This window comes from Pseudomonas sp. GW821-FHT04D07, assembly GCF_059420225.1.
The window spans coordinates 1-23,906 of sequence record NZ_JBWKTH010000003.1 but is presented as its reverse complement, the minus strand read 5'-3'; the positions used below and the strand labels follow the sequence as shown (position 1 = coordinate 23,906).

Genomic DNA, 23,906 nt, shown 5'->3' with positions numbered 1-23,906 from the left:
AATGTGTGCATTCACGGGGCCTTATGCCAGCTTACTTTTAAATACATGCCCACCAGAATTAGCCCACGCATTACCAACGGGTCACGCAGGAAACGGCGCCAAAGCGCCGTATAAAAAAGTCCCAGACGGACCGGCCGCTCGTGGCCGAGGTCAAGCAGGATTAAGCTTGCTTGAAGTACAGATGCGCACCACAAGCCTCTTGCGGATCGACACGCAGAGAACCATCTACTTCGGCCCTGAAGCGGATATTGTTCGCATAGAACACCTGGGCAGTGGTAGCGATGTCCTTGACCATTAGAGTGGCGGACGCAAGGTAGGCGTCACCACGGGCCGGATGATCATCTCCACGCTGCAAGGCCTCGGCCGGGGTGATCAGCTCAATATCTGCCCCCTCGCCAAAGTTGAGCCAGATGCGACCGGCTTCACGGCGAACGCTTTCAGGTCCCAGCAGCTTGTTGTAGGCCGACTCAGCGCCATCGAAGTCGCTGACGACACCCACCAGGCGTCCGAATGAAATCACACCATTTGGATGGTCCAGCCAACCTGGTTGGCGCAGGGTGTCTGCGGTGAGGTGCTCGCACAGGTTTGCGTGAGTCAGGCCTGGATAAAGGCTATGGTCAAGCATCACAGTCCGAAAATGCAGGTCGAGCACCTTGTCCTCCAGGACGAGCTTACGGTTGAGGTGCTTTGGGGGCTCGATGCCAATTCCGGACTCAATGCCCATTTTATAACTTTCATCAGCCGACTTGGCATTGAACGCAACGCTATAGAGACCCTGGCCCTTTTCAAGAAACTTATCCACGCCAGCAAGGAATTTGTTGGGATCGCCTATACCCCGGATCTCGAGGTAGTCACCAGCGAACATGATGCAAAGGTTCTCTGTGCCCCACTCCTGGTGCTTGCCGCTGGGGGGTACGACGAAGCCGAGTTTCTGGTATTGAGCGCGAGTGGCCTTGAGGTCGTATACTGCGACTACCGGGTGATCTACACGTCCGACTTTTGCAGTCATCGTCTTGCCTTTCTGATTTATCAAGTGAATGAGGCGATTGGACTCCACATCGCCGACGTTGAAAACTCATGACCGTTTAATCAATTTTTTTCGAGATGCCCAACGCATTATTGAGTACGCTGTAATCCAGAGCGCCGTCCATCCTGGCCAGCGTCAGAGTTGCCACGGCGTTACCCACAATATTCGTCACGGTGCGCATGGCATCCATGAAGCGATCAATGCCCAGCAAAAGGACAATGCCGGCCAGTGGTATTTCGGGAAACATTTGCAACGTGGCGGCCAGGGTGACAAAACCCGCTCCCGCAACACCCGCGATGCCCTTGGAGGTGACCATGAAGATCAAGATCATGGAGAGCTCTTGAGTCAGCGTCAGCGGTATGTTGCACGCTTGGGCAATGAACATGATCGCCATGACAAAGTACATTGATGATCCGTCGAGGTTGAATGAAAAGCCGGCGGGAATTACAAAACCAACGACGTGCTTCTTGACCCCCGCGTCCACCAATTTTTTCATGATGTTCGGGAGCACTGCCTCGGATGAGGCTGTCCCGAATGCCAGTAGTATTTCAACCCGCAGATATTTGACGAGAGGCCAGAGACTGATCCGGGAGTACAGGCATACCGTCCCCAGTACCAGAATGATGAAAGCCACACAGCACAGGTAGAACAGCAAGAGAAACTTGGCCAGCGGTACCATCGAGCCAAGCCCATAATTGCCGATGGTGTACCCGATGGCCCCGAATACTGCCAACGGCGCGAACTTCATCACCATGCCCACCATCCCGAAGACAGCCTCCGAGATCTTTTCCATCAGGTCTACGACGTCAGCAGAGCGCGGACCCATGCGGAGCAAGGCAACCCCGAACATCACCGCCATGAGCAATACCGGGAGCAAGTTCCCGCTGGTGAAAGCTGAAACAAATGTGTCGGGAATGATCGACAATAACCAACCCACGGTTGTCCGATGCTCTGCTGTTGAAATGAACGATACGATGGCGCCCGTATTCAGCGTGTGATAGTCAATATTCATCCCGGCGCCAGGAGTAAACAGCTTGGACACTATCAACCCCATGAGCATTGCCAAGGTCGTCAGGACTTCGAAGTAGATCAATGCGCGCAGGCCCAACCTGCCAACATTAGATCCTTTACCGATATTGGCAATGCCATTAACGATGGTGAGAAAGATCACCAGTCCCACGAGGGACTTGATCATCTTCATGAACGCCGCCGACAGCGGACTCAGTTCAGTAGCGAAACCGGGATCAAAGACTCCGAGCAGCGCACCGGCAATCAGTGCCGCGAACATCTGGAACGCCATATTCGAGTAGAACGGCGCTCTCCCGGGCTGGGCGGCCGCTTGTTGGTTCGGCAAGCGAACCGCGTCATGCGTCACTCTCATTGTTAGCTCCTATGTACCACGTCAGGAAAGTCAGGGCAGTCGGGAATTGATGTTGTCCGTTTTTTGTTGTTATCAGCGCCGTCCATTCGTAACTGGCGACCTAGGTGTTCTTCATGCTTCAACCCTGCCGGGACAGTTCGATCGACCGGTCGTGAGCTGCCTGAGCCGCTGCGTTGACAAGTCGTCGTAGCTGATCCTGCGCTTCAAATTGGGCGATCGCTGCAGCGGTGGTGCCATTGGCAGAGGTGACCGCCTCGCGGAGCGCCACGAAGCTCACGTCGGACTTGCACTGCAACTCGGCAGCACCACGGGCAGTGTGAGCGGCCAGGATCCGGGCCAACTCAGCTGGAAGGCCCAGTTCAATGCCTGCGTTACAGAGGGCTTCGCTGAACAGATGGTAGTAAGCAGGGCCGCTGCCACTGATAGCAGTCACCGCATCCAGTAGCCCTTCGCGCTCTAGCCATACAGCAACGCCAACGGCGTCGAACAAGCTCTTGACTTGTCTACGCTTCGCCGCATCGCTCAAGGTAACGCTGTACAAGCCGGTGCACCCCTGATTAACCATGACAGGCGTATTGGGCATCGCGCGCACAACCGGCACATCCTTGCCCGCTGCATCACACAGTTGCGCGCAGCTAACGCCCGCCATGACTGAAATCAATACGGCACGGGACAATGCCCTGGTGGGCAAGGAAGCAATAGCCTGGCGCGCCATGGCCGGTTTTACGGCAAGGACGATGACATCAAATGCCTCATCAACAAGGTCAGCGGCGCTACCGACAACCTCTGCCGACATACCTCGTGGAAGGCCGGGGTCAACCGCCACCAGACGCTCGACTAGGCCACTGGCGTACCAGGACTCTCCCAGGGCACTTCCCATCTTTCCGTAACCCAAGAACAACGCATTCATTATTTCTCCCCCAAACTTATTTCTTCTCAGCCCATGGACATCAGGCTGGCATGGTGTTTCCTATCGAATGAACTGCTGAGCGCAGTGCAATCTGACAAACTCAAAATTTTATTAGAATTCGTGATTTGGTATACTTTTATTGATATGCAAAAAATGACGCCCCAACCGGCGTTCGACTGAGATGTGTGAAGTCATGCCTGACACGAAAAAAGCCATTACCGCCGCGCAAAAAGCCTACGACGAGATCAAGAGAAGGATCACTGCTGGCGTCCTGGCGGAAGGCGCTCCTATCCGCCAGGACGAAATCGCCAATGTGATCGGGGTATCCAAAATTCCAGTCCGTGAGGCCCTCAGCCGACTTGAATCCGAAGGATTGGTGATACTCACACCGAACGCAGGCGCTACTGTCGCGACCTTGACCGTCGGGGATTACATCGAGATGTTGGACATGCGCCTGGCCCTTGAGTGTCGGGCACTGGAGCTTGCGGTCCCGAACATGGCCTCCTCTGACCTTGCCAAGGCTCGTCAGTTGTTGGCCGCATATGATCAGGCGATGACCCAGGAGGATTGGAGCGACCTGAACATGAGATTTCACGCGTGCCTCTACGCCCCGGCCAATCGCCCACGCCTCGTTGCCATGATCCGTTCCGTCCAGGACCACATGGGTCGCATGTTGCGCCTTCGCGTTTCCGGCGTTGCCGGCCATGCGCGCTCTCATCAGGAACATATCCACATCCTCGATGCTTGCGAGCAAGGCGATAGCTCTGCAGCCGTCGCCTTGTTGCGCAAGCACATAGAACAGACTCAAAGAGAGGTTCAGGGCTACTTTCGACACGCGATGCGTGAGACGGTAGCCTGAGCCCGCCAATCGCTAACCCACTCGATCTTGCAACCGCTTGTAGAGCGTTGCCGCCTTGACGCCAAGACCTCGAAACATATGGAAATTGACCGTGCCTATGGACGACACGGGCACCGACAATTCGGTAGCAGCCATCCCAAGAATCCGGTTCGCCAACTGGATACCCAGAGACGTGGAGACCGCGATACCCCGCCCGTTGCAACCGACGGAGATATGAAGATTAGGTTCGGGCTCATGAACGTGCGGTAGGTGATCGGTCGTCACCGCGAAGAAACCGCTCCAGTGGAAATCCCACTCCAGGCGCCCAATGTGACCGAAAAGCTCCTGCCCCGCCTTGTGCAGGTAAGGAACGATGGCCGAATGATCCAGGCCGGCTGTAGCCCCCGAACCGCCCATGACCAATCGACCATCCGGGGACAGCCGGAAGGAGGTCAGCAATTGCCGAGTGTCTGAGGCGACATGCCCTTGAGGCAGAATGACTTTACGCATCGAGTCAGCCAGTGGACGCGTGGCGACCTGAGCGGTGCGTACCGGAACGAAAGAGGTTCGGAGCCTGGGAACCAGCTTTTCAGCGTAGGCCCCAGTTGCGACCAGTACGTGTCGCGCCTGTACGCGGAACTGCCCGCACGACGCAACCCAGCTGTTGCCCTTCTTGGTCAAGGCCTCGACCTTTGACGGTGCGAAAATTCGGACCCCAAGATCAACCGCGACTTTCGCCAGGCCGCGTGCGTAACTCAATGGCTGGACGGATCCTCCGCGGGGGTCGAACCAGCCCAAACTGTATTTGGTGGTGCCAAGCAATTGATGAAGCCCGAAGCCTTCGAGCAGACGAGTGTCCACGCCTCGACCCCGCCACGCGTCATAACGCGACCTGACCGCAGCGAACCCCACCCCAGTGTAGGCAGGCTGAATCCATCCATGGTGGTTGGCAGCACAGTTAATTTTGTACTGTTTTATCAGGTTCCACACCTGAGCAGGTGCTTCGCTGCCGAACTGCACCAGCTTGCGTCCTTGCTCACCAGGATAAATCCGCTCGATAACGTCGGGATCCTGCTTCAGCCCCGCAATGACCTGCCCATTGTTCCGACCGGAAGCCCCCCAGCCCGGCTCGGCTGCATCGAACACGATGCAAGTAAGGCCCGCCTCTGCCAGACGAATCGCCGCGCAAAGGCCGGTAAATCCGGCACCCACAATGATTACATCGGCTGTTTCGCTGCGATCCAGCGACTTCAATGTTGGCCCGGCTATCGCGGTAGCAGACCATAGCGACGACGGCATCTCGAGGGGCTCACCCAATAAAGCAGCATGGTGACGACTACTCATGACTCAAACCTCAGCATTTTCAGGATCGGGAGGTCCTGTGCTAGCGGAAACCTTCCTGCGACCTAACCGACTTACGTTACTCAGCCACGTCGGCCGGAGGCTGACCGAAAAACTTGCCTGCGCGCGCCCAATCGTAAGAAGGAATTTCCACGAACATGACGTCAATACTTTCAACGGGACAATTCAGTACCTCAGCGGTCAGGCGGGTAACCCGCTCGACGTATTCTCGCTTCTGCTCATGGGGGCGACCCGGGCTTAGTTCAACGCGAACGGTGGGCATTGCGATCTCCTCGTTCAGCACAAGACTGAAGTATTTGAATTGTGTTTTTCGTATACCGCTTTATCGGCACGCGCTTTTCTGTTCAGCATCTTTAAGGGCATACCTGACCACTCAAAAATCGCCGGGGTAACCCTGCGGTTGCATCGATCATAGCAAACGTATCCTAAATTTAGCAATCGTATACTATTTACATGGACTAAATATCACAACCCAAAGGCTACCCGGGTTGCACCTCGTCAAATGCGCGCGATATCGTCCTTTTTGGCAACCAGGGTGCCGAATGAAATCCAGGAATCTGCGCTGGAACAACATTCCGTGCTTATCCGCAACCTACTCAGCACACGCAATGGCACGGGGTCGAGGTGAGTGAGCCGCGCCTGGCGCATGCGCGGATCACTTTTTTCATGGGCATCATCGAAAGCGCCGGGAGCCATGTAAAAAAGGCCTGACCTGCGTGAGCGGTGACGATGCCAGCTTCCAACGCCGAAACAGCAAACATCAGTGTCCGATGAGCAGTTCAGCATCAAGCCATCGACTCAGCAGTTGTGTCGTCAACTGCGGATGCTCCAGAGGCGGCAGATGCCCGCACTCAGGTAGCAGTATCAGACGTGAGTGCTGTATACCTCGATGAATCTCTTCGGACTCTGCCGGCGGCGTGATCTCGTCGTTTTCCCCCACCACGATCAAGGTAGGTACTGCAATCGTTTCCAGCACGGGTCGGTAGTCCGCGCGGTCGATAATTGCCTGTTGCTGCCGAACGAAACCCTCCTTGCCTATCGCGTGCGCCATTGCCTGGACGGTGTCCGCAACAGCGGTACCGATGCAACGGGGATGCATGAGTTTGGGCAGCAGTTGCGGCGTGACCCCCTTGAACCGACCAAGTTCGGCAAGACTCAGCAGGCCACGTCGCGCCTTGGCTCGGGCCTCATCATCCGGTCGCACCATGGTGTCTATCAGGGCCAGCTTCATCACCCGCTCAGGCGCTCGGCGCATGATTTCCATGGCCACATAACCGCCCATGGACAAGGCCGCCAGCGCAAAACACGGAGGGGCCTCATCCAGTACTCGCTCCGCCATCTGCGCAATACTGGCATCAAGAGAGACATCGGGAATACAGATGGGCCTGGCGTGTTCCAGTGCAACCTTTTGATGCGCCCATAGGCGCTCATCGCATAGCAATCCGGGGATGAGTACGAGTGGCGTATTGTTGAAGGCCAACGGGGGGGCTCCCTCAAAAGGTGTTGGTCAAAGTTGGTCAGTTATTACAGGGGTCAGGCGCACAGGGCAGACACATCAGCCGATGACTCAAAGCATGTATCCCGCCCAGATTTTTCGATCGACCAGATCAGCGGCAATTTCGATAAAGGCATCGCCAACAAATTTAGCCGCGGGACTGACGCGTCTGTCCGCCGGGAAAACTTGAACCAGTTTGCGCATGGGCACGGGATCCACTAACGGTGCAGCGCACAGCTCGCCGGCTTCTACCTGCGAGTAGATCGACGCCAGTGGCAAGGCCGTCAAACCGAAACCATGGCGCACAAGATCGATCATCGCGCCGAACGAGTCAGCCTCAACACTGGTCTTGAGCTTGATCCCGACTTCCCGTGCACAGTTATCCATGATCACGCGAAGGCCGTGCCGAGCACTGGGCAATATCAACTGCTGCTCGGCCAAAGACTCGAAGGACACCGGCGTATCGATGCGCAAGTTGGCACTGGCGGGGCCAACCAGCAGCAGGTTCTCCATCATCACCGGCACGATTCGAAGCGTATGCAGCGGTTGAGGGTCGTAGGAAATGGCCAGTTCCAACTCACCGCGCTGAACCCAATCGAGCAAGTAGCCGCTGAAGGCCGAGGAAAACCTGACGGCAAGATTGGGATGCGCCTCACGGATCTTGCGCACCAGTGGCACAGTGACAATCTGGGCAACCGTCGGCGTTGTGCCGATGACAACCGTTCCGCGAAAAGACGACCTGCCACCGACGACCGAACTCCGAATCGACTCCATTTCCTCCATGATGCGAGTCGCGTGAGCCAGCACTTCGCGGCCGACATCGGTAATTTCCATCCCGCGTCCGTGTCGTTCGAACAGGTAGGCGCCGAGCTCTTTCTCCAACATTCTGATTTGCCGGCTGAGTGCCGGTTGCGCGATATGAAGACGGTCCGAGGCTTTGCTGAGACTGCCCAGCTCGGCCACATGAATCAAGGTTTTGAGTTGAACAACATCCATTACCGGGCCAGTCAGCATCGAGCTCGGCGCGATATGCGCCGAAAGTGATAATCAGTGTAACCGTATTTACGAACCTTGGAGTGCCCTGCACACCACGTGCTGCGGGGCCTGGAGGCCTTCGATCGGGCTGTATCCCGCTACCTGCCAGGGCTGCATGTGCAGCTATAGAATTTAGGTATATCAGTTAGGCCTGCTTGACGGCTTATTGCCCTCCTCACTCTGCGGTAGCGTGCAATCAACGTCAGCGCCAAAGAGCGCTCGACTCACTACAAAAATAAGATTCGAGGGCTCGCGCCATGATTTCCACCGTTTGTTCTGACCTGGCTTATTCGAATTTTCTGGGCCACGAACCGTTTGCCTCTCTCGTGCATCCTCCCTCCCCCTTCTCTTCAGAAAGCCGGACAGAGAGCGGACTCACGCCTCTTCGTTAAGCCGATCAATCCATCGAGTCAGTCACGTCGGGCACGCATCAGCGTGCGCCTCGTAACGCCTCGCCTTGAAGAAAGGGTGAACATCATGTCGACATCAATCACAGGCTCAAAAAAACACGCTGCCCAGACCGGTCCCATGGATACCCCAAGCCGCATAAAGGCAATCATCGGTGCCTGCTCAGGCAATCTGGTGGAGTGGTACGACTTTTTCATTTACGCCTATACCGCCATCTACTTTGCCGCTTCGTTTTTCCCCAAAGGGGACACCACCAGCCAACTACTGGCAACCGCCGGTGTTTTTGCTGTTGGTTTTTTTATGCGCCCACTCGGCGGCTGGATTTTCGGCTGGCTCGCTGACACTCGCGGCCGCAAGACCTCGATGATCATCTCGGTGTTCATGATGTGCGCCGGCTCACTGTTGATTGCCATCATGCCAACCTACGACACCATAGGGGTCGCAGCGCCGATTCTGCTCGTGGTCGCCAGGTTGATTCAGGGTTTGTCGGTCGGCGCGGAGTACGGCACCGGCGCCACCTACATCAGCGAAATCGCGACACCCGGCCGTCGCTGCTTCTATGGCTCCTTCCAGTACCTCACCATCATCGCAGGTCAACTGTTGGCCTTGATGACCGTGGTCATTCTCCAGCAGACCCTCAGTGCCGAGCAATTGCATACATGGGGCTGGCGGATTCCGTTCTTCATCGGTGCCCTGAGTTCAATCGTCGTGGTGTATCTGCGACGCTCGATGCATGAAACCGCCAGCAAAAAAGACATGGCCCGCAAAGATGCCGGCTCCTTGCGCGGCATGTTCAAACACAAACGGGCCGTCGCGCTGGTGGTGGCGTTCACCATCGGCGGTTCGCTGTACTTCTACACCTTCACCACCTACATGCAGAAGTTCCTGGTGATCTCCGCCGGGTTCAGCCCAGAAACGGTCAGTTTCATCATGACGGCCGCCCTGGTCTGTTTCATGCTCTGCCAGCCGCTGTTCGGCTTGTTGGCCGACCGCATCGGGATCAAGGCTCATATGCTGATGTTTTCCGGGCTGGCCATGCTATTCGTGATTCCGTTGCTCTATTCGCTGCAGTCGGTGAATAGCCCATTTACGGCATTCCTACTGGTCTTTGCTGGTCTGGCCATTGCATCGTTCTACACACCCATTGCCGGAATCGTCAAAGCTGAACTCTTCCCTCCGGCGGTACGAGCATTGGGTGTGGGCTTTCCCTATGCCGTCGGTAACGCAGCGTTCGGCGGCACCGCCGAATACGTTGCCTTGTCGCTTCGATCACAGGGTATAGAGGAGTACTTCTTCATCTACGTCGCGGCGATCGTGACCATTACGTTCATCGCCTCGATGTTGATGCCGAATCTGTCGCGCTATGGGTACATCAGCGGCTCAGGTGAAATTGAAGAGCGTGCAGGGCTCAAAGGTTGTTTAAGGCTGCACGCGACAAGAGCCTGAAAACTTGAAAGGGAGCCGTCAGGAAAATCGGACTTACCTGGCAAGGCTATCCGCCTGGAAATCAGCGATCTGCTGCCACATCGCGATCGGGTTGGAATACATGGGAAAGTGTCCACACTGGGCGATGGGTGCCAACCGCACGCCTTCGGCCTGAATCTGCGAAAGATAGGACAGTGAAGCGTTCTGCTCACCGTACATGAACAGGCGCGGGCATTTCAGTCCGAGGAACTTGCCCATCAGGTCGGCGTTATCGGAAAGATCGACCATCGACTGGAAAATCCCGCGCACAGCACCGGCCCGAACCTTGTGCCGCAAGCTTGCCGAGTAAAGTGCGCTGGCATAAGCCGGCGCATGCCGGGCGCGCTCGATGAACGCGGCGAAAAACACCTCGGGATCATCCGCCGGATAATCGACGATCTGTCGGCTGAGAAAGCAGTCTTCCGGGGCAATATTGCCCTCGATATCGACGAAGCTGAGTACCCGCCCTGGGCACAGATGGGCCAATATCAGCGCGGTGAGCCCGCCCATGGAGTGACCGACCAGATGGAAGCGTTCGATGCCGAAATGCTCCAGCACCTGCAATGCCGTCTGCAACAGAAAGGGAATGGAGATCCTCGACAGGTCGCTGCACTGGCTCTCGCCACACCCCGGCGCGTCATACGCGACAAAGGGATGACCAGCGAATGCGGTCTGCTGCACGATGTCGGCGTAATCCTCTTTGGTCGAACCAAAACCATGCAGGAACACAATCGGCTCCAAGGCACCCTCACGATGAATGGCTGCGACGTTCAGTTGAACCCCTTCAACCGTCAATGGAAGTTGCGCGTGAGTGAACGTTTCTGATGAAAGCACGTTAGTGAATCCTTGAGCGAAAAGGCTGCGCCGAACCCGGGTTACCGGCAATAAGGAACACAATCTCAAGGGAATCGAGCCAGCTGTAAATTCCTAATTCGGAAAGGCTTTCATACGCCAAACCTATCGACTGATGTTCGCCCCCGCCTTTGGTCAACTCACGCCTTGGCCCGGAGCCTGGCAACGACCTCCTCCACCAGCGGATTGAGTCGGTCCGCATTCCAGGCCATCGCAGTGATCACAACATTGAGCTTCTGGCTGAGCGCTCGAAACACCACATTGTCGGGGGCCAGTTTCTTCAGCGAAGCCGGTACCAGCGCGATGCCTTGCCCACAACTGACAAAGGCAATCTGCGAAGCAACAGAACGCACTTCATGCAGTACGCGCGGGGAAAAACCGCTGGCCCGGCAAGTAGCAATCAAGCTGTCGAAATACACCGGACTGACCTTTCGAGAGAACATCACCAAGGGTTCAGTAGCCAGGCTCGATAGACTGATTCGCTTACGCGAGGCCAAAGGGTGATCACTGGGTAGCGCCACCACCAGACGATCCTCCGTCAAAGGCAGCGACTTGACCGACGCCCCCAGATCACCATCCAGACGGGCAAAGGCCAGGTCGATATCCCCGGCCTCCAGCGCCGGAACGGCTTCAACGCTGTCGATTTCCCGCACGGACACGGTGAGGTGCGGGTACTCGCTCTTCAGTTGCTCAATCAAACCTGGCAACACGTCAAACATGGCCGTCGAGATCGCCCCAATGGTCAACACGCCCGACTGCCCCGCCACTGCCTCCTCCACGGCCAGTTCCAGACGCTCCAACTGTTCGGCGAACTTGCGTACCGCCGGCAGGATCGCGGCGCCGACCGGGGTCAGCTTCGCCCCGCGCCGCGAACGTTCGAAGAGCGTGACCTTTAGCGCCTGTTCCAGGACCTGGATCTGCTCGCTCAGCGGTGGCTGAGACATGCCCAGACGCTTGGCGGCACGACCAAAATTCTGCTCTTCGGCAACCGCCAGGAACAGCCAGAGATGACGAATCAGACGGAAATTAATCATGGGTAATCCATAGGTTTAGCGTATGTAAAGCTTCTGTGATTAGTAATATACCTATTAAATTATCTCATCGAAACTGGGCACCTCCGTCATCACAGAGACTCCCCCATGCCCCACAAGAGTTTGCTCGAACGCTTGGCGGCGCTGGACACCAACACCGTGTCCGATGCGCTCGACTTCCTCGGCCTGCCCGGCGCCACGGTGGGGCTACGCCCGCTGTGGAACTGCCCAAAGATCATCGGCCGGGCCAGTACCGTGCTGCTGGGCCCAAAGTCCGACAACGTCCCTACTGTGCACCTGATCACTCCGGTGGTTGAACGGATTGTCAGCAATGATCGTGTGTTGGTGATCTCCGGCGGTACCGAAGGCATTTCCTGCTGGGGCGATATCCTGGCCAATGCCGCGTCCGCCAAGCAGGTGCGCGGCACGGTGATCGACGGCTTCAGTCGCGATATCGACGGCAGCGAGGCGATTGGTTACCCGGTCTATGGCCGTGGCGTAACGATGATCAGCGCGCGCAATCGGGTGGTGCAAATCGACGCGGCAGTGACGATCAACGTGGCTGGCGTCGACGTCAGTGAAGACGACTATGTGATCGCCGATACCTGCGGCACGGTGTTCGTGCCCCAGGCCGAAATTGAAAAGGTACTCGACCTCGGAGAACGTATTGCCCGCCGCCAGGACGGCATGGTCGAAGCGGTGCGCAGCGGTCGCTCGGTGGCCGAAGTGATGCATGACACCCAGTTCGAAGCCATCCATGTGGAGCACGCTCGATGAATATTGAAGATCAAACCCTGGTCGCCTTGTTTGAAGGCCTGGACACCCCGGGCGTCTCCGATGCCATGGACAAGCTCGGGCTGCCCGGTCAATGCCTCGGGATCGCCCCACTGGACAATTACCGCCAGGTGATCGTCGGCCCGGCATTCACCGTGCAGTACGTCTCGGCGAGCGTGCCACCCGGCACCGTGGGCGACTTCATTGAAGACGTGGCGCCCGGCGACGTGGTGGTCATCGACAACGGTGGCCGTACCGACTGCACGGTTTGGGGCGACATCATGACCCAGTACGCCGGTACACGCCGGATTGCCGGCACGGTGATCGACGGGGTTTGCCGAGACGTGAACAAGGCCCTGGGCGATGGCTACCCGATCTTCAGCAAGGGCCGTTTCATGCGCACCGGCAAGGACCGCGTACAGGTGCAGTCAGTCAACCAGCCGGTGTCCATCGGCAGCGCCCGAGTCTGCGCCCGTGACATCGTGGTGGCCGACGCCAATGGCGTGGTCATCGTGCCGCGTGAACGAGCGGCCGAAGTGGCGGCCTGTGCCCGCCAGATCGAAGCCATTGAAGCGGATATTCGCGCCCTGATCGCCCAAGGCAAAACCCTGAAAGAAGCCCGGACAGCCCTGGGTTACCACACGCTGCAGAGGAAAGCATGAACAGCGATATTCAACGTCTGAACCAACGCCTGGCCAGTGCGCAGCCTTCGGCGACTTATCGCATCATGGATCGCGTGGCGGAACGACGGGCGCAAGGGGCGCAAATCATTTCCCTGTGCGCCGGCGAACCTGACTTCGATACCCCAAAGCACGTACGTGAGGCAGCCATTGCCGCCATCGAACACGGTCACACCCGTTACACTCAGGTTGCCGGTGTCCGTTCATTGCGCGAAGCAGTGGCGGCAAAGTTCCGCCGCGAGAACGGCCTGGACGTCAGTTGGCAGGACACGCTGGTCTGCAACGGCGGCAAACAGGTGATCTACAACGCCCTGGCCGCGACCCTGAACGAGGGCGACCAGGTCATCGTGCCAGCGCCCTACTGGGTCAGTTACCCGGAAATGGTTCAACTGTGCGGTGGTGAAGCCAGAATCGTCACCTGTGATGCCGATACCGGTTTCAAGTTGAGCGCCTCGGCACTGCACGCCGCGATCACCCCGCAGACCCGCTGGCTGATCCTCAATTCGCCCTCCAACCCGACCGGCGCGGTCTACAGCCGAGAGGAACTCCAGGCATTGGCGGAGGTACTGTTGGCCCACCCTCACGTATTGATTCTGGCCGATGACATTTATGAACACCTGATCTTCGATGATCAGCCATTCCATACCTTGGCCCAGGTTGAACCACGGTTGGCACCCCGTACCCTGACCATGAATGGTGTGTCCAAGGCCTATGCCATGACCGGCTGGCGCATCGGCTTTGCCACAGGGCCACGTTGGCTGCTGGATGCCATGGAAAAGCTGCAAGGTCAACAAACCTCAGGCGCCAGCTCGATCTCACAACAGGCCGCACTGGCTGCGCTGGAAGGTCCCAAGGACTTCATCCGCGAAAGCCGCGCCGCGTTCCAGGGGCGTCGCGATTTGATGGTGGCGCTGCTGAACGACACACCAGGTCTTGAATGCGTCAGTCCAGCCGGGGCGTTTTACGCGTTCGCCTCCTGCGCCGGGCTGATCGGCCGGACCTCGCCGGGGGGACGAGTGCTGCTCACAGATGAGGATGTGGCCCATGCCCTCCTCGACGAAGCAAATGTCGCCGTGGTGCATGGCAGCGCCTTTGGCCTTGGTCCATACATTCGCATTGCCTACGCCCTGGATGACGTCTCCTTGCGCCAGGCTTGTGAAGCCATCCGCAGGTTTTGTAACGCTTTACACTGACCCCAGTGTGTTTGAACGAACCCGGCCATCGCCGGGTTTCGTTTTTTTGATCAGACAGACTCGATGAATTTCATCAATAATGGATCACTTTTTTTCAATCGAGCCTGAGCAATGATCACGTTCAAACAACTGGAAGCGATCTACTGGATTGTAGAACTGGGTAGCTTTGAATCCGCAGCCATGAAACTGAACATGTCCCAGTCCGCCATCTCCAAGCGTATCCAGGAGCTGGAAGAGGCCTTTGACATGCCCATTTTTGATCGCTCCAAACGCAGCGCACGCCTGACGGAAAAAGGCACCGAGCTGTTCGAGCAGGCCTCGGAGATTCTGCGCCAACGCGATTACCTGCTTGAACGCGTCAGCTCCAAGGAAGTACTGGTCAGGCGCTTTCGCATCGGCGTCACCGAACTGACTGCCATGACGTGGCTGCCCGCACTGGTCGAGGGTATACGCAGCGCTTATCCCAAAGTGGTACTGGAACCCTCGATCGAGCTCAGTACCGAACTGGTGACAAAATTGGAGAGCGATCAACTCGACCTGATCATCGTGCCCGACATTTTTGCCGATGCTCGTTTCGTCAGTACTCCGCTGAGCTCGGTAGAGAACGCCTGGATGTGTGCGCCGTCATTGCACCAGGGTAATGAGATCATGAACATGCAGGCCATTTCCTCATACACCGTACTGACTCAGGGAGGAGGCTCCGGTACAGGCTTGATCTACGAGCGCTGGCTCGCCCAGAACGACGTCCGCGTCAATCGTACAATCAAAAGCAACTACCTGATCGCTCAACTGGGTCTGACCCTGTCCGGCATCGGTATCAGCTACCTGCCCCGCCAATGCCTCTCGCCACTGGTGGCGCAGGGTCGGCTGCAGATCATCGAAACCGAGCCGGCGTTGCCTCCCATCCACTACATCGCCGTACACCGTGCCGATCGCCTGCAGGGCCTGAGCGTCGAAGTGGCGCGACTGGCAGCGCAGTGCTGTGACTTCAGCCGCATGGTGCTGTAGCTCGGCGCCAGGGGTAAAAAGAAAAACGATGCTTTGGCGCGAGCGGAGCCCGCTACAGGGTGATCTTCCCCGTGCGCCTCACCGCGTCATCCCGACGGGTCGTCAGCCCAGTTTTTACCTGTGCATTCTATAAAGCGCGCATTCAATAGGGTGCTTCCATCAATAAAAGTGATTTATTGGAAGGAGTATTTGTCGCTTTTTTTGCAGATTCACAATCATTACTTTGGCCGGACAACACTGATAGAAAAATAAGGTCTACCCATGTCCCTGCCCGAAGTCATGAAACCTGTTGTGCGCAGCAATTACCGCTGGGTGGTTGCGGCCCTGATCTTTCTGATTTACACCATCGCTGCCGCCGACAGGGCCAACCTGGGTGTCGCTCTGCCGTTTATTCGCAAAGAGTTCGACATGAGCAATGCTGAGGCTGGCGGCTTGGTCAGCATGTTTCTACTGGCTTATGCCTTGGCACAAGTCCCTTCTGGCTTTGCCTTCGGCCGTTTTGGTGTCAGCAAGATCCTGCCAGGCGCCATGGTACTGACCTCATTGCTGACCGGCCTGGTGGGGACGGCCAGCTCGCTGCTTGCCCTTAAACTGTATCGCCTGGGCCTTGGCATCGCTGAAGGTCCGCTGCCGATCAGCATGACCACGACCATCAACAATTGGTTTCCCCCGCAAGAAAAGGGCACGGCGTCGGGGATCTTCCTGTCCGCGGTCAAGTTCGGCCCCGTGATCGTACCGCCACTCTGTGCCGTGATTATTTCGGTCTGGGGCTGGCGAGAAATCTTCTACTTTTTCGCCATACCCGGCATCGTCCTCGCGGTGGTCTGGTATTTCATGGTCACCAATCACCCTTCCCGCAGCCGGTTCGTCAACGAAGCCGAGCTCAACTACATCACCGAAGCAACCGACAGCCTCCAGACGGCCCAGCAAACCAGCCCCCAGAAGACCCCGGCATGGCTGGATAGACTTGATCGTTTCATCCGGGCTCGTCATGAAGCGCCCCTGGAAACCAACAAGCAGGTGTTCACCTCCTGGAACATCTGGGGCTGCGCCACCAGCTACTGCTTCCAACTGGGCGTATCGAGCGTCTTGCTGGCCTGGATTCCGACCTATCTGATGACCGTCAAACAATTCTCGATCATGAACATGGGGCTGGTATCGGCAGCGCCATGGGTCGGGGCCGTCCTCGGTAACCTGATCGGCGGTTTCTGCTCGGATCGGATGCTGGGTGGACGGCGCAAGCCCGGCATGTTGCTGTCAGCGCTGGGCACATCGCTGATGATGTACCTGCTGATCAATTCGCCTGCTGAACCGCTGCCTTATGGGTTGTTACTGATGCTGACCGGCGTCGTCCTCAGCCTGGGCTACTCGTCTTACATGGTCTACCCGATGGGCTTGGCCACCAAAAAGACCTTCCCCATCGCCAACGCCATCGTGAATATGATTGGTCAGTTAGGCGCCGCGGCCACGCCTTTTATCACCGGACTGCTGCTGGACAACTATGGCTGGAACTATGTGTTTGCCTGGCTGGCGATTGGCTCATTTATGAGTTTCATCATTTTGCTGACCATTTCCGAACCAAGGGCACGATCGAATACCCCTGCCTGAATCGAGCCCCGAATAAAACCGAGCCGCTCGTCTGAGCGGCTTCTGCATGAACGATTCTGTCATCACTGCGAGGCGTTATACATGTCCCCCCAAGACAAAGAATTGGTTGCGCTGTTTGCAGGCCTGGATACGCCAGGAGTGTCCGATGCCCTGGACAAACTGGGCCTGCCTGGCCAGTGCCTGGGCGTCATGCCCCTGGATAACTATCGCCAGGTAGTCGTTGGCCCGGCATTCACCGTGCGCTACGTCACCGCCAGTAGCCCGCCCGGGACGGTCGGCGACTTCATCGACGACGTGGCCGAAGGCGATGTGGTGGTCATCGACAACGATGGACGCACCGACTGCACCGTCTGGGGTGACATCATGACCCAATATGCCGGGAGTAAACGGATTGCCGCGACCGTGATCGATGGTGTCTGCCGGGATGTCAGCAAGGCTCTGGGCGATGGCTACCCATTGTTCAGCAAAGGCCGGTTCATGCGCACCGGTAAGGATCGGGTCGAAGTCGAGTCGGTCAATCAACCGGTTTCCATCGGTCAGGCCCGCGTCTGCGCCAGGGACATCGTGGTTGCGGATGCCAACGGCGTGGTCATCGTGCCCCGGGATCGCGCCCATGAAGTGGCTGCGTCTGCCCGCGCGATCGAAGCGGTGGAAGCCAACATCCGGGCCTTGCTCAGTGAAGGAAAATCCCTCAGGGAAGCCAGATCGGCACTGGGCTACCACACCCTGCAACGCAAGTCCTGAGCGTCACCTACACCGTTTTCCCTTTTGCCCTCACTGCCTGCCCACGACAGCGCAATGTGAGGGTTTTTTATATCTGCAGGTGCATCCTGCGTCCTTGCCAATAACGCTGGCGTGATCACCTACCTTCCCTCGGATAAACGAAAAGGGTGAGCCACCACGTTTGTGAATGCTCACCCTCTTATCCTGCACCCGTGCCCCGAACGGATCAGACCGTCAGCGGTTTCTCCCCGACCCGATCCGACGCCCCCAGCAGCGCACCGGCGCGTTCGGCCTCATCCTCGCTCACCAACTGCCCTTCCCACTTGGCCACCACCGCCGTTGCAATGGAGTTGCCCACAGCGTTGGTCGCCGACCGCCCCATATCAAGGAAGGTGTCGACCCCCAGAATCAGTAGCAGACCCGCTTCGGGAATATCGAACTGGGTCAGGGTAGCGGCGATAACCACCAGCGAAGCACGCGGCACGCCAGCCATGCCTTTGGAGGTGAGCATCAGCGTCAACAGCATGCTGATCTGGGTACCGATGGACATCTCGATGCCATACGCCTGCGCGATGAACAATACCGCGAATGTGCAGTACATCATCGAGCCATCCAAGTTGAAGGAATAGCCCATGGGCATGACGAAGCTCGAGATCCTGCGCTTGACCCCAAAACGATCCAGCGCATGGAGAAGCTTCGGGTAAGCCGACTCGGAACTGGCCGTGGCGAAAGACAGAAGGAAAGCCTCTCTGATCAGCACCACCAATTTGAATACACGCCGCCCCAGAAACATCCAGCCGGCAAATACCAGCATCGCCCAGAGCACGATCAGCCCGAAATAGAAGTCGCGCATGAAGACCGCGAACTTCACCAGAATATAGAGCCCGTTGACCGCCACGGTCGCGGCCATGGCCGCCATCACCGCCAGCGGTGCAAGTTTCATCACATAACCGGTGACCTTCAACATCGCGTGGGACAGATCCTCAATGACATTCACCAGTCGCTCGGCCTTCTTGCCCAGGGAGGCCAGGGCGACCCCAAAAAATATCGAGAACACCACGATCTGCAAAATTTCGTTGGTGGCCATGGCCTCCGCGAAAGATCTGGGCACCAAGTGCGTGGCGAAATCCTTGAGGGTGAACACCGAGGTTTGCAGATTGGTCACACTGCTCACATCTGGCAATGGCAACCCCAGGTTGTGCCCGGGCTGCAGTAGGTTGGCCATGACCAGCCCCACCGACAGTGAAAGTAATGAAGCCGTGACGAACCAGCCCAGCGCTTTACCGAATACCCGGCCTACGGCGCTTGCATCCCCCATATGCGCGATGCCCACCACCAGAGTAGAGAAGACCAGCGGGCCGATGAGCATTTTGATAAGACGCAGGAAGATATCCGAGACGATCGAGATGTAACCGGCGACCTTGGTGGCCATCGCCTTGTCCGGGACGTTTAGGAAAATCATGTAGCCGATAAAGATCCCCAGCAGCATGGCGATCAGAATGCCTGCCGCAGCCGGTAGCCTGTTTTTCATAGAGCACCTGTTGTTGTATTTCTGGAAATAGCCGGGAACAACACCCCCTTGATCAGGCAACAGCCATCAAAGGACGGTGTGCAACCGACGAACTAAGGAATGAACAAGGCAAGTGCGAAATGCCGGTACCGGCAGACCGAGGGTGGATGCGGGCGAAACAGATCATGGACAGAGGACAGGACGGGGCAAGCCAACTGCAGGAGGCTGTTATACATAGGTGCAACCCTCGGATCTTATTGTTGTAGTGGCGTCGGCCAAGTGCTGTTGCGACGTAGCCGAAAACTACCCTAGTCCTGCCTTCCTAATAAGAGCGGATCACGCTCTAGCTGATATGCCTAAATTGTATCGCCGTACACTAAAGCCTTGAACCTACTCCTCAATCCACAGCGATCAGGTTTTACCCTTCCAATAACGTATGGCTATCACAATTTCCCAATACCCAGCGGATCCACAGCCGAGCTATAGAAAATGGGCATATCTCAAAGACAAAAACGGTAGTCGTCGTTGCCTTCCATCCCTCCCAGAATGTGTGAAAACACAAAAGCAGCACCGCTTGGGAGACTGACATGTCAACAGAAGCTGAACAAACCGTAGGGACGGATTGGCAGGAGGACGTATTCCGCGTGCTCAAGGCCCACGACGTCAAACACGTGGTCTTCGTACCGGATGCCGGTCACTCGGCCGCTATCCGCATGTCGTATGCCGACCCGGACATCAAAGCCGTGGTCCTGACCACCGAAGAAGAAGGGATCGGCTACCTCGCCGGTGCCTGGCTCGGCGGTGAACGGGGTGCGCTGCTGATGCAATCCAGCGGTGTCGGCAACTGCATCAACACCCTGGCGCTTCAGGTCTGCGCCGGCTTCCCACTGCTGATGGTGGTCACCATGCGCGGCGACTGGGCCGAATTCAACGCTTGGCAAAACCCCATGGGCCAGGCCACCGAGGCCTCCCTGAACCTGATGAAGGTCATGACCTGGCGTGCCGATGATCCGAAAGACGTCGCCCCGCTGCTGCACGGCGCGGCGACCATGGCATTCAACGGTGACTCTTCCTGTGCCCTGCTGCTCGGTCAGCGCCTGATTGGAGAAAAGAAATGGGTCAAGTAAGCGCAAACCACACCCTGTGCCGTCGCGAAGTGGTCAAGGCTCTGCTGGCCGACCGCAAAGACGTGCTGGTCGTGACCGGCCTGGGGTCAGCGTCCTATGACGTCATGGCCGCCGGTGACCACGACCTGAATTACTACCTCTGGGCCGCCATGGGCAGCGCGATCACTGTCGGCCTGGGCCTGGCCAACGCCCAGCCGGACAAGTCGGTGGTCGTGGTCACTGGTGATGGTGAACTGCTGATGGGCTTTGGCGCCCTGGCCACCGTTGCGCTACAAAAGCCCGCCAACCTGACCATCGCCGTGCTCGACAACGGCCATTTCGGTGAAACCGGCATGCAGGTTAGCCATGCCGGCTTCGGTATCAAGCTTGATCAAGTCGCGAAGACCTGCGGCTTCAGCTGGACCGACGAAGTCCGCGACATGGAAGGTGTACATAACCTGCGCGAGCGCTTCGCAACGCGCGATGGCGTCAAGCTCGCGACGATCAAGATCAAGGCGGAAAACCCGCCACGGGTGCTGCCACCGCGTGATGGTCACTACGTCAAAAATCGCTTTCGCGCTGCGCTGGGTTTCAACCCGATCTGATTGCTCCATGCCCGAACCCGCTCACGCAGGGCCAATGCCGTGCGTGACGCGTTGAGGAGAATAATAATGACTGACCGCAACTCTGAAGAACTCAATGCCATTCGCGAAGGCGTGCGCGCCTTGTGCGCTGAATTCGATGCCGCCTACTGGCGCAAGATAGATGAAGAGAAGGGTTTTCCCGAGGCTTTCGTCAAAGCCCTGACCGACGCCGGCTGGCTGTCGGCAATGATTCCCGAAGAGTACGGCGGCTCCGGCCTGGGCTTGGCCGAAGCCTCGGTGATCCTTGAAGAAGTGAACCGCTGCGGCGGCAATTCCGGCACGGTGCACGGCCAGATGTACAACATGTTCACCTTGTTGCGCCACGGCAGCGAGGCGCAGAAAAGCTTCTACCTGCCCAAGCTGGCCAGTGGCGAGTTGCGCCTGCAATCGATGGGTGTCACCGAACCCACCACCGGCACCGACACCACCAAGATCAAGACCACCGCGATCAGGCACGGCGACAAGTACGTGATCAATGGGCAGAAGGTCTGGATCTCGCGGGTCCAGCATTCCGACCTGATGATCCTGCTGGCCCGGACCACGCCGCTGGCCGAGGTGCAGAAGAAATCCGAAGGCATGTCGATTTTCCTGGTGGACCTGCGCGAGGCCATCGGCAACGGCCTGACCGTGCAGCCCATCGCCAATATGGTCAACCACGAGACCAACGAGCTGTTCTTCGACAACTTGGAAATCCCCGCCGACAGCCTGATCGGCGAAGAGGGCAAGGGCTTTCGCTACATCCTCGACGGCCTGAATGCCGAACGCACGCTGATCGCCGCCGAGTGCATCGGCGACGGTCGCTGGTTTATCGAAAAAGCCAGCGCCTATGCCCGCGACCGGGTGGTGTTCGGCCGGCCCATCGGGCAGAACCAGGGCGTGCAGTTCCCGATTGCCGAAGCGCATATCGAGATCGAGGCCGCCGACCTGATGCGCTGGCGCGCCTGCGAGGAATACGACAGCGGCCAGAACGCCGGGGCCAGCGCCAATATGGCCAAGTACCTGGCGGCCAAGGCGTCCTGGGAGGCGGCCAATGCCTGTCTGCAGACCCACGGCGGTTTTGGTTTCGCCTGCGAATACGACGTCGAGCGCAAGTTCCGCGAGACCCGCCTGTACCAGGTGGCGCCGATCTCGACCAACCTGATCCTGTCCTACGTGGCCGAGCACCTGCTCGAACTGCCGCGCTCCTTCTAAGTGATCGGCGCAACAACCCGGCGCGTCAGCCCAGGCAGGCGCCGCTGGGGAGCCATGACCAGAGAGATAACACTCATGAGCCAACCCAAAGGTCCGCGTCCGCTCGATGGCATCACCGTCGTCAGCCTTGAGCATGCTATTGCCGCCCCCTTCTGCACCCGACAACTGGCCGATCTCGGTGCGCGCGTGATCAAGGTCGAGCGCCCAGGCACAGGCGATTTCGCCAGGGGCTACGACCAGCGCGTCAACGGCCTGGCCTCGCACTTCGTCTGGACCAATCGCTCGAAAGAGAGCCTGACCCTGGACCTGAAGCAGGACTCTGCCAGCGAGGTGTTGGACCGCTTACTGGCCGGCGCCGACGTCCTGGTGCAGAACCTGGCGCCCGGCGCGGCTGCAAGAATGGGGTTGTCCTTTGAGGCCTTGCATAAGCGTTTTCCGCGTCTGATTGTCTGTGACATTTCAGGTTATGGCGTCGGTGGTCCCTATGAAAAGAAAAAAGCCTATGACCTGTTGATCCAGAGCGAAGGCGGATTCCTCTCGGTCACCGGCGGTCCAGGCGATGAAGAAATGGCCAAGGCCGGATGCTCGATCGCCGACATCGCGGCAGGCATGTACGCCTACACCGGTATTCTTTCTGCCCTGCTGTTGCGTGAACGTACCGGCGAAGGCAGCCACCTCGATGTGTCCATGCTGGAAAGCCTGGTCGAGTGGATGAACTACCCGATGTATTACGCCTATAACGGCGCACCGCCACCACCGCGCGCTGGCGCTGCGCACGCCACCATTTACCCCTATGGTCCGTTCCCGATCGGTGATGGCACCACCGTGATGCTGGGACTGCAAAACGAGCGTGAATGGCAGCTGTTCTGCGAGAAGGTGCTGCTTCAACCCGAACTGGCCAAGGACGAGCGTTTCTCCGCCAACTTCAAGCGTGTCGAAAACCGTAACGCGCTACGCGAACTGATCATTAAATCGTTCTCTACCCTCAGCTTCGATGCAGTGATTGATCGACTGGACCATGCCCAAATCGCCAATGCGCGAGTGAACGACATGCAAGGTGTCTGGAACCATCCACAACTTCAGGCTCGAGGGCGCTGGCGAGAAGTTGAAACCTCTGCCGGTCCCATTCCCAGCCTGATTCCACCCGGCAGCAACAACGCGTTCGAACCCCGGATGGATGCTGTTCCGGGTCTTGGCCAGCACACCGAGCAGGTGCTCAGAGAACTGGGGCTGGGAACGGAGCAAATCAAACAAATGCACGTCGCCGGGGCGATTTAGCACATGCTGATAACAAGCAGTCTGACTGCAACGATCAAAGATTTTCGAGAGAACCCTGCCCAATGAAGATCCTGGTAGCTGTCAAACGCGTTGTCGATTACAACGTCAAGGTTCGCGTCAAGGCGGACAATTCCGGCGTCGACCTCGCCAACGTCAAGATGTCGATGAACCCGTTCTGCGAAATCGCAGTGGAAGAAGCGGTACGCCTGAAGGAAAAAGGCGTCGCGACTGAAATCGTCGTCGTCTCCGTTGGTCCGTCCACCGCTCAGGAGCAACTGCGCACCGCGCTGGCCCTGGGTGCCGACCGTGCCATCCTGGTTGAATCGGCTGAAGAGCTGACCTCCCTGGCCGTGGCCAAACTGTTGAAAGCCGTTGTCGACAAGGAACA

At 57.8% G+C, this 23,906-nt stretch carries 23 protein-coding genes; 13 read left to right on the top strand and 10 right to left on the bottom strand.

Translation table 11 applies throughout. The features are described from left to right. Positions 1 to 160: 160 nt before the first annotated feature. The 3 genes from AC07T0_RS06095 to proC form a co-directional block, all read right to left on the bottom strand. Entirely contained in the window at positions 161 to 1,009 is an 849-nt protein-coding gene (locus AC07T0_RS06095) for a VOC family protein (RefSeq protein WP_495000324.1), read from the bottom strand. A gap of 76 nt (positions 1,010 to 1,085) precedes the next feature. Further along, positions 1,086 to 2,408, bottom strand: a complete 1,323-nt coding sequence (locus AC07T0_RS06090; protein ID WP_495000323.1) for a cation:dicarboxylate symporter family transporter — start codon at positions 2,406 to 2,408, stop codon at positions 1,086 to 1,088. A 118-nt stretch (positions 2,409 to 2,526) separates the two neighbouring features. Beyond that, positions 2,527 to 3,318 (bottom strand): pyrroline-5-carboxylate reductase, encoded by a 792-nt coding sequence (gene proC, locus AC07T0_RS06085; RefSeq protein WP_495000322.1) that lies wholly within the window; start codon positions 3,316 to 3,318, stop codon positions 2,527 to 2,529. 193 nt (positions 3,319 to 3,511) lie between these two features. Between proC and AC07T0_RS06080 the strand changes: the two genes are divergently transcribed. After that, entirely contained in the window at positions 3,512 to 4,177 is a 666-nt protein-coding gene (locus AC07T0_RS06080; RefSeq protein ID WP_248796478.1) for a GntR family transcriptional regulator, read from the top strand. Positions 4,178 to 4,189: 12 nt separating this feature from the next. Here the strand turns inward: AC07T0_RS06080 and AC07T0_RS06075 are convergent, their stop codons facing one another. The 4 genes from AC07T0_RS06075 to AC07T0_RS06060 form a co-directional block, all read right to left on the bottom strand. Continuing rightward, a complete protein-coding gene (locus AC07T0_RS06075; RefSeq protein WP_495000321.1) occupies positions 4,190 to 5,500 on the bottom strand; it encodes an NAD(P)/FAD-dependent oxidoreductase in 1,311 nt (436 codons plus the stop codon). 76 nt (positions 5,501 to 5,576) lie between these two features. Further along, a complete protein-coding gene (locus AC07T0_RS06070; protein WP_495000320.1) occupies positions 5,577 to 5,780 on the bottom strand; it encodes a 4-oxalocrotonate tautomerase in 204 nt (67 codons plus the stop codon). Between the two features lie 498 nt (positions 5,781 to 6,278). Next, the gene (locus AC07T0_RS06065) at positions 6,279 to 6,998 is read right to left on the bottom strand and encodes an alpha/beta fold hydrolase (RefSeq protein WP_495000319.1); all 720 of its coding nucleotides are present in this window, start codon (positions 6,996 to 6,998) and stop codon (positions 6,279 to 6,281) included. Positions 6,999 to 7,085: 87 nt separating this feature from the next. Beyond that, on the bottom strand, positions 7,086 to 8,027 hold the full coding sequence (locus tag AC07T0_RS06060) for a LysR family transcriptional regulator (RefSeq protein WP_218222407.1): 942 nt from the start codon (positions 8,025 to 8,027) through the stop codon (positions 7,086 to 7,088). 498 nt (positions 8,028 to 8,525) lie between these two features. On the opposite strand from AC07T0_RS06060, the gene AC07T0_RS06055 reads away from it, so the two are divergent. Next, positions 8,526 to 9,902, top strand: coding sequence for an MFS family transporter (locus AC07T0_RS06055; RefSeq protein ID WP_495000318.1), 1,377 nt, complete (start codon positions 8,526 to 8,528; stop codon positions 9,900 to 9,902). Between the two features lie 33 nt (positions 9,903 to 9,935). On the opposite strand, the gene AC07T0_RS06050 is transcribed toward AC07T0_RS06055, so the two are convergent. Both AC07T0_RS06050 and AC07T0_RS06045 read right to left on the bottom strand, forming a co-directional pair. Further along, on the bottom strand, positions 9,936 to 10,754 hold the full coding sequence (locus AC07T0_RS06050) for an alpha/beta fold hydrolase (RefSeq protein ID WP_495000548.1): 819 nt from the start codon (positions 10,752 to 10,754) through the stop codon (positions 9,936 to 9,938). A 158-nt stretch (positions 10,755 to 10,912) separates the two neighbouring features. Next, a complete protein-coding gene (locus tag AC07T0_RS06045) occupies positions 10,913 to 11,806 on the bottom strand; it encodes a LysR family transcriptional regulator (RefSeq protein WP_495000317.1) in 894 nt (297 codons plus the stop codon). 105 nt (positions 11,807 to 11,911) lie between these two features. On the opposite strand from AC07T0_RS06045, the gene AC07T0_RS06040 reads away from it, so the two are divergent. The 6 genes from AC07T0_RS06040 (at position 11,912) to AC07T0_RS06015 (ending at position 17,810) form a co-directional block, all read left to right on the top strand. Next, complete coding sequence (locus tag AC07T0_RS06040; protein WP_248796486.1) at positions 11,912 to 12,580, top strand: RraA family protein; 669 nt, start codon at positions 11,912 to 11,914, stop codon at positions 12,578 to 12,580. Further along, positions 12,577 to 13,239, top strand: coding sequence for an RraA family protein (locus AC07T0_RS06035; RefSeq protein WP_495000316.1), 663 nt, complete (start codon positions 12,577 to 12,579; stop codon positions 13,237 to 13,239). The genes AC07T0_RS06040 and AC07T0_RS06035 overlap by 4 nt, the downstream gene beginning before the upstream one ends. Beyond that, a complete protein-coding gene (locus AC07T0_RS06030; RefSeq protein WP_495000315.1) occupies positions 13,236 to 14,450 on the top strand; it encodes a pyridoxal phosphate-dependent aminotransferase in 1,215 nt (404 codons plus the stop codon). Before AC07T0_RS06035 ends, AC07T0_RS06030 begins: the two co-directional genes overlap by 4 nt. Positions 14,451 to 14,561: 111 nt before the next feature. Next, the gene (locus tag AC07T0_RS06025; protein WP_495000314.1) at positions 14,562 to 15,458 is read left to right on the top strand and encodes a LysR family transcriptional regulator; all 897 of its coding nucleotides are present in this window, start codon (positions 14,562 to 14,564) and stop codon (positions 15,456 to 15,458) included. A 261-nt stretch (positions 15,459 to 15,719) separates the two neighbouring features. Then, positions 15,720 to 17,066, top strand: coding sequence for an MFS transporter (locus AC07T0_RS06020; RefSeq protein ID WP_495000313.1), 1,347 nt, complete (start codon positions 15,720 to 15,722; stop codon positions 17,064 to 17,066). An 81-nt stretch (positions 17,067 to 17,147) separates the two neighbouring features. Beyond that, on the top strand, positions 17,148 to 17,810 hold the full coding sequence (locus AC07T0_RS06015) for an RraA family protein (RefSeq protein ID WP_495000312.1): 663 nt from the start codon (positions 17,148 to 17,150) through the stop codon (positions 17,808 to 17,810). Between the two features lie 205 nt (positions 17,811 to 18,015). Here the strand turns inward: AC07T0_RS06015 and AC07T0_RS06010 are convergent, their stop codons facing one another. Further along, positions 18,016 to 19,320, bottom strand: a complete 1,305-nt coding sequence (locus AC07T0_RS06010; RefSeq protein WP_495000547.1) for a dicarboxylate/amino acid:cation symporter — start codon at positions 19,318 to 19,320, stop codon at positions 18,016 to 18,018. A gap of 566 nt (positions 19,321 to 19,886) precedes the next feature. Here AC07T0_RS06010 and AC07T0_RS06005 point away from each other — a divergent pair. From AC07T0_RS06005 to AC07T0_RS05985, 5 genes are all read left to right on the top strand, one after another. Further along, complete coding sequence (locus AC07T0_RS06005) at positions 19,887 to 20,426, top strand: thiamine pyrophosphate-binding protein (RefSeq protein WP_177104764.1); 540 nt, start codon at positions 19,887 to 19,889, stop codon at positions 20,424 to 20,426. Further along, positions 20,414 to 21,010 (top strand): thiamine pyrophosphate-dependent enzyme, encoded by a 597-nt coding sequence (locus AC07T0_RS06000; protein ID WP_495000311.1) that lies wholly within the window; start codon positions 20,414 to 20,416, stop codon positions 21,008 to 21,010. The genes AC07T0_RS06005 and AC07T0_RS06000 overlap by 13 nt, the downstream gene beginning before the upstream one ends. 66 nt (positions 21,011 to 21,076) lie before the next feature. After that, on the top strand, positions 21,077 to 22,240 hold the full coding sequence (locus tag AC07T0_RS05995; protein ID WP_248796494.1) for an acyl-CoA dehydrogenase family protein: 1,164 nt from the start codon (positions 21,077 to 21,079) through the stop codon (positions 22,238 to 22,240). A 75-nt stretch (positions 22,241 to 22,315) separates the two neighbouring features. After that, the gene (locus tag AC07T0_RS05990) at positions 22,316 to 23,518 is read left to right on the top strand and encodes a CaiB/BaiF CoA transferase family protein (RefSeq protein WP_495000310.1); all 1,203 of its coding nucleotides are present in this window, start codon (positions 22,316 to 22,318) and stop codon (positions 23,516 to 23,518) included. A 62-nt stretch (positions 23,519 to 23,580) separates the two neighbouring features. Continuing rightward, on the top strand, positions 23,581 to 23,906 hold a 326-nt coding region (locus AC07T0_RS05985; RefSeq protein WP_495000309.1), incomplete at its 3' end, for an electron transfer flavoprotein subunit beta/FixA family protein.

What these genes read in the sequence shown, in the direction of transcription:
- AC07T0_RS06025 (WP_495000314.1), top strand. Translation starts at nt 14,562, where the DNA reads ATGATCACGTTCAAACAACTGGAAGCGATCTACTGGATTGTAGAACTG.
- AC07T0_RS06020 (WP_495000313.1), top strand. Translation starts at nt 15,720, where the DNA reads ATGTCCCTGCCCGAAGTCATGAAACCTGTTGTGCGCAGCAATTACCGC.
- AC07T0_RS05995 (WP_248796494.1), top strand. Translation starts at nt 21,077, where the DNA reads ATGACTGACCGCAACTCTGAAGAACTCAATGCCATTCGCGAAGGCGTG.
- AC07T0_RS06090 (WP_495000323.1), bottom strand. Translation starts at nt 2,408, where the DNA reads ATGAGAGTGACGCATGACGCGGTTCGCTTGCCGAACCAACAAGCGGCC.
- AC07T0_RS06095 (WP_495000324.1), bottom strand. Translation starts at nt 1,009, where the DNA reads ATGACTGCAAAAGTCGGACGTGTAGATCACCCGGTAGTCGCAGTATAC.
- AC07T0_RS06000 (WP_495000311.1), top strand. Translation starts at nt 20,414, where the DNA reads ATGGGTCAAGTAAGCGCAAACCACACCCTGTGCCGTCGCGAAGTGGTC.
- AC07T0_RS06010 (WP_495000547.1), bottom strand. Translation starts at nt 19,320, where the DNA reads ATGAAAAACAGGCTACCGGCTGCGGCAGGCATTCTGATCGCCATGCTG.
- AC07T0_RS06060 (WP_218222407.1), bottom strand. Translation starts at nt 8,027, where the DNA reads ATGCTGACTGGCCCGGTAATGGATGTTGTTCAACTCAAAACCTTGATT.
- AC07T0_RS06075 (WP_495000321.1), bottom strand. Translation starts at nt 5,500, where the DNA reads ATGAGTAGTCGTCACCATGCTGCTTTATTGGGTGAGCCCCTCGAGATG.
- AC07T0_RS06005 (WP_177104764.1), top strand. Translation starts at nt 19,887, where the DNA reads ATGTCAACAGAAGCTGAACAAACCGTAGGGACGGATTGGCAGGAGGAC.
- AC07T0_RS06030 (WP_495000315.1), top strand. Translation starts at nt 13,236, where the DNA reads ATGAACAGCGATATTCAACGTCTGAACCAACGCCTGGCCAGTGCGCAG.
- proC (WP_495000322.1), bottom strand. Translation starts at nt 3,318, where the DNA reads ATGAATGCGTTGTTCTTGGGTTACGGAAAGATGGGAAGTGCCCTGGGA.
- AC07T0_RS06080 (WP_248796478.1), top strand. Translation starts at nt 3,512, where the DNA reads ATGCCTGACACGAAAAAAGCCATTACCGCCGCGCAAAAAGCCTACGAC.
- AC07T0_RS06070 (WP_495000320.1), bottom strand. Translation starts at nt 5,780, where the DNA reads ATGCCCACCGTTCGCGTTGAACTAAGCCCGGGTCGCCCCCATGAGCAG.
- AC07T0_RS06045 (WP_495000317.1), bottom strand. Translation starts at nt 11,806, where the DNA reads ATGATTAATTTCCGTCTGATTCGTCATCTCTGGCTGTTCCTGGCGGTT.
- AC07T0_RS06015 (WP_495000312.1), top strand. Translation starts at nt 17,148, where the DNA reads ATGTCCCCCCAAGACAAAGAATTGGTTGCGCTGTTTGCAGGCCTGGAT.
- AC07T0_RS05990 (WP_495000310.1), top strand. Translation starts at nt 22,316, where the DNA reads ATGAGCCAACCCAAAGGTCCGCGTCCGCTCGATGGCATCACCGTCGTC.
- AC07T0_RS06035 (WP_495000316.1), top strand. Translation starts at nt 12,577, where the DNA reads ATGAATATTGAAGATCAAACCCTGGTCGCCTTGTTTGAAGGCCTGGAC.
- AC07T0_RS06040 (WP_248796486.1), top strand. Translation starts at nt 11,912, where the DNA reads ATGCCCCACAAGAGTTTGCTCGAACGCTTGGCGGCGCTGGACACCAAC.
- AC07T0_RS06055 (WP_495000318.1), top strand. Translation starts at nt 8,526, where the DNA reads ATGTCGACATCAATCACAGGCTCAAAAAAACACGCTGCCCAGACCGGT.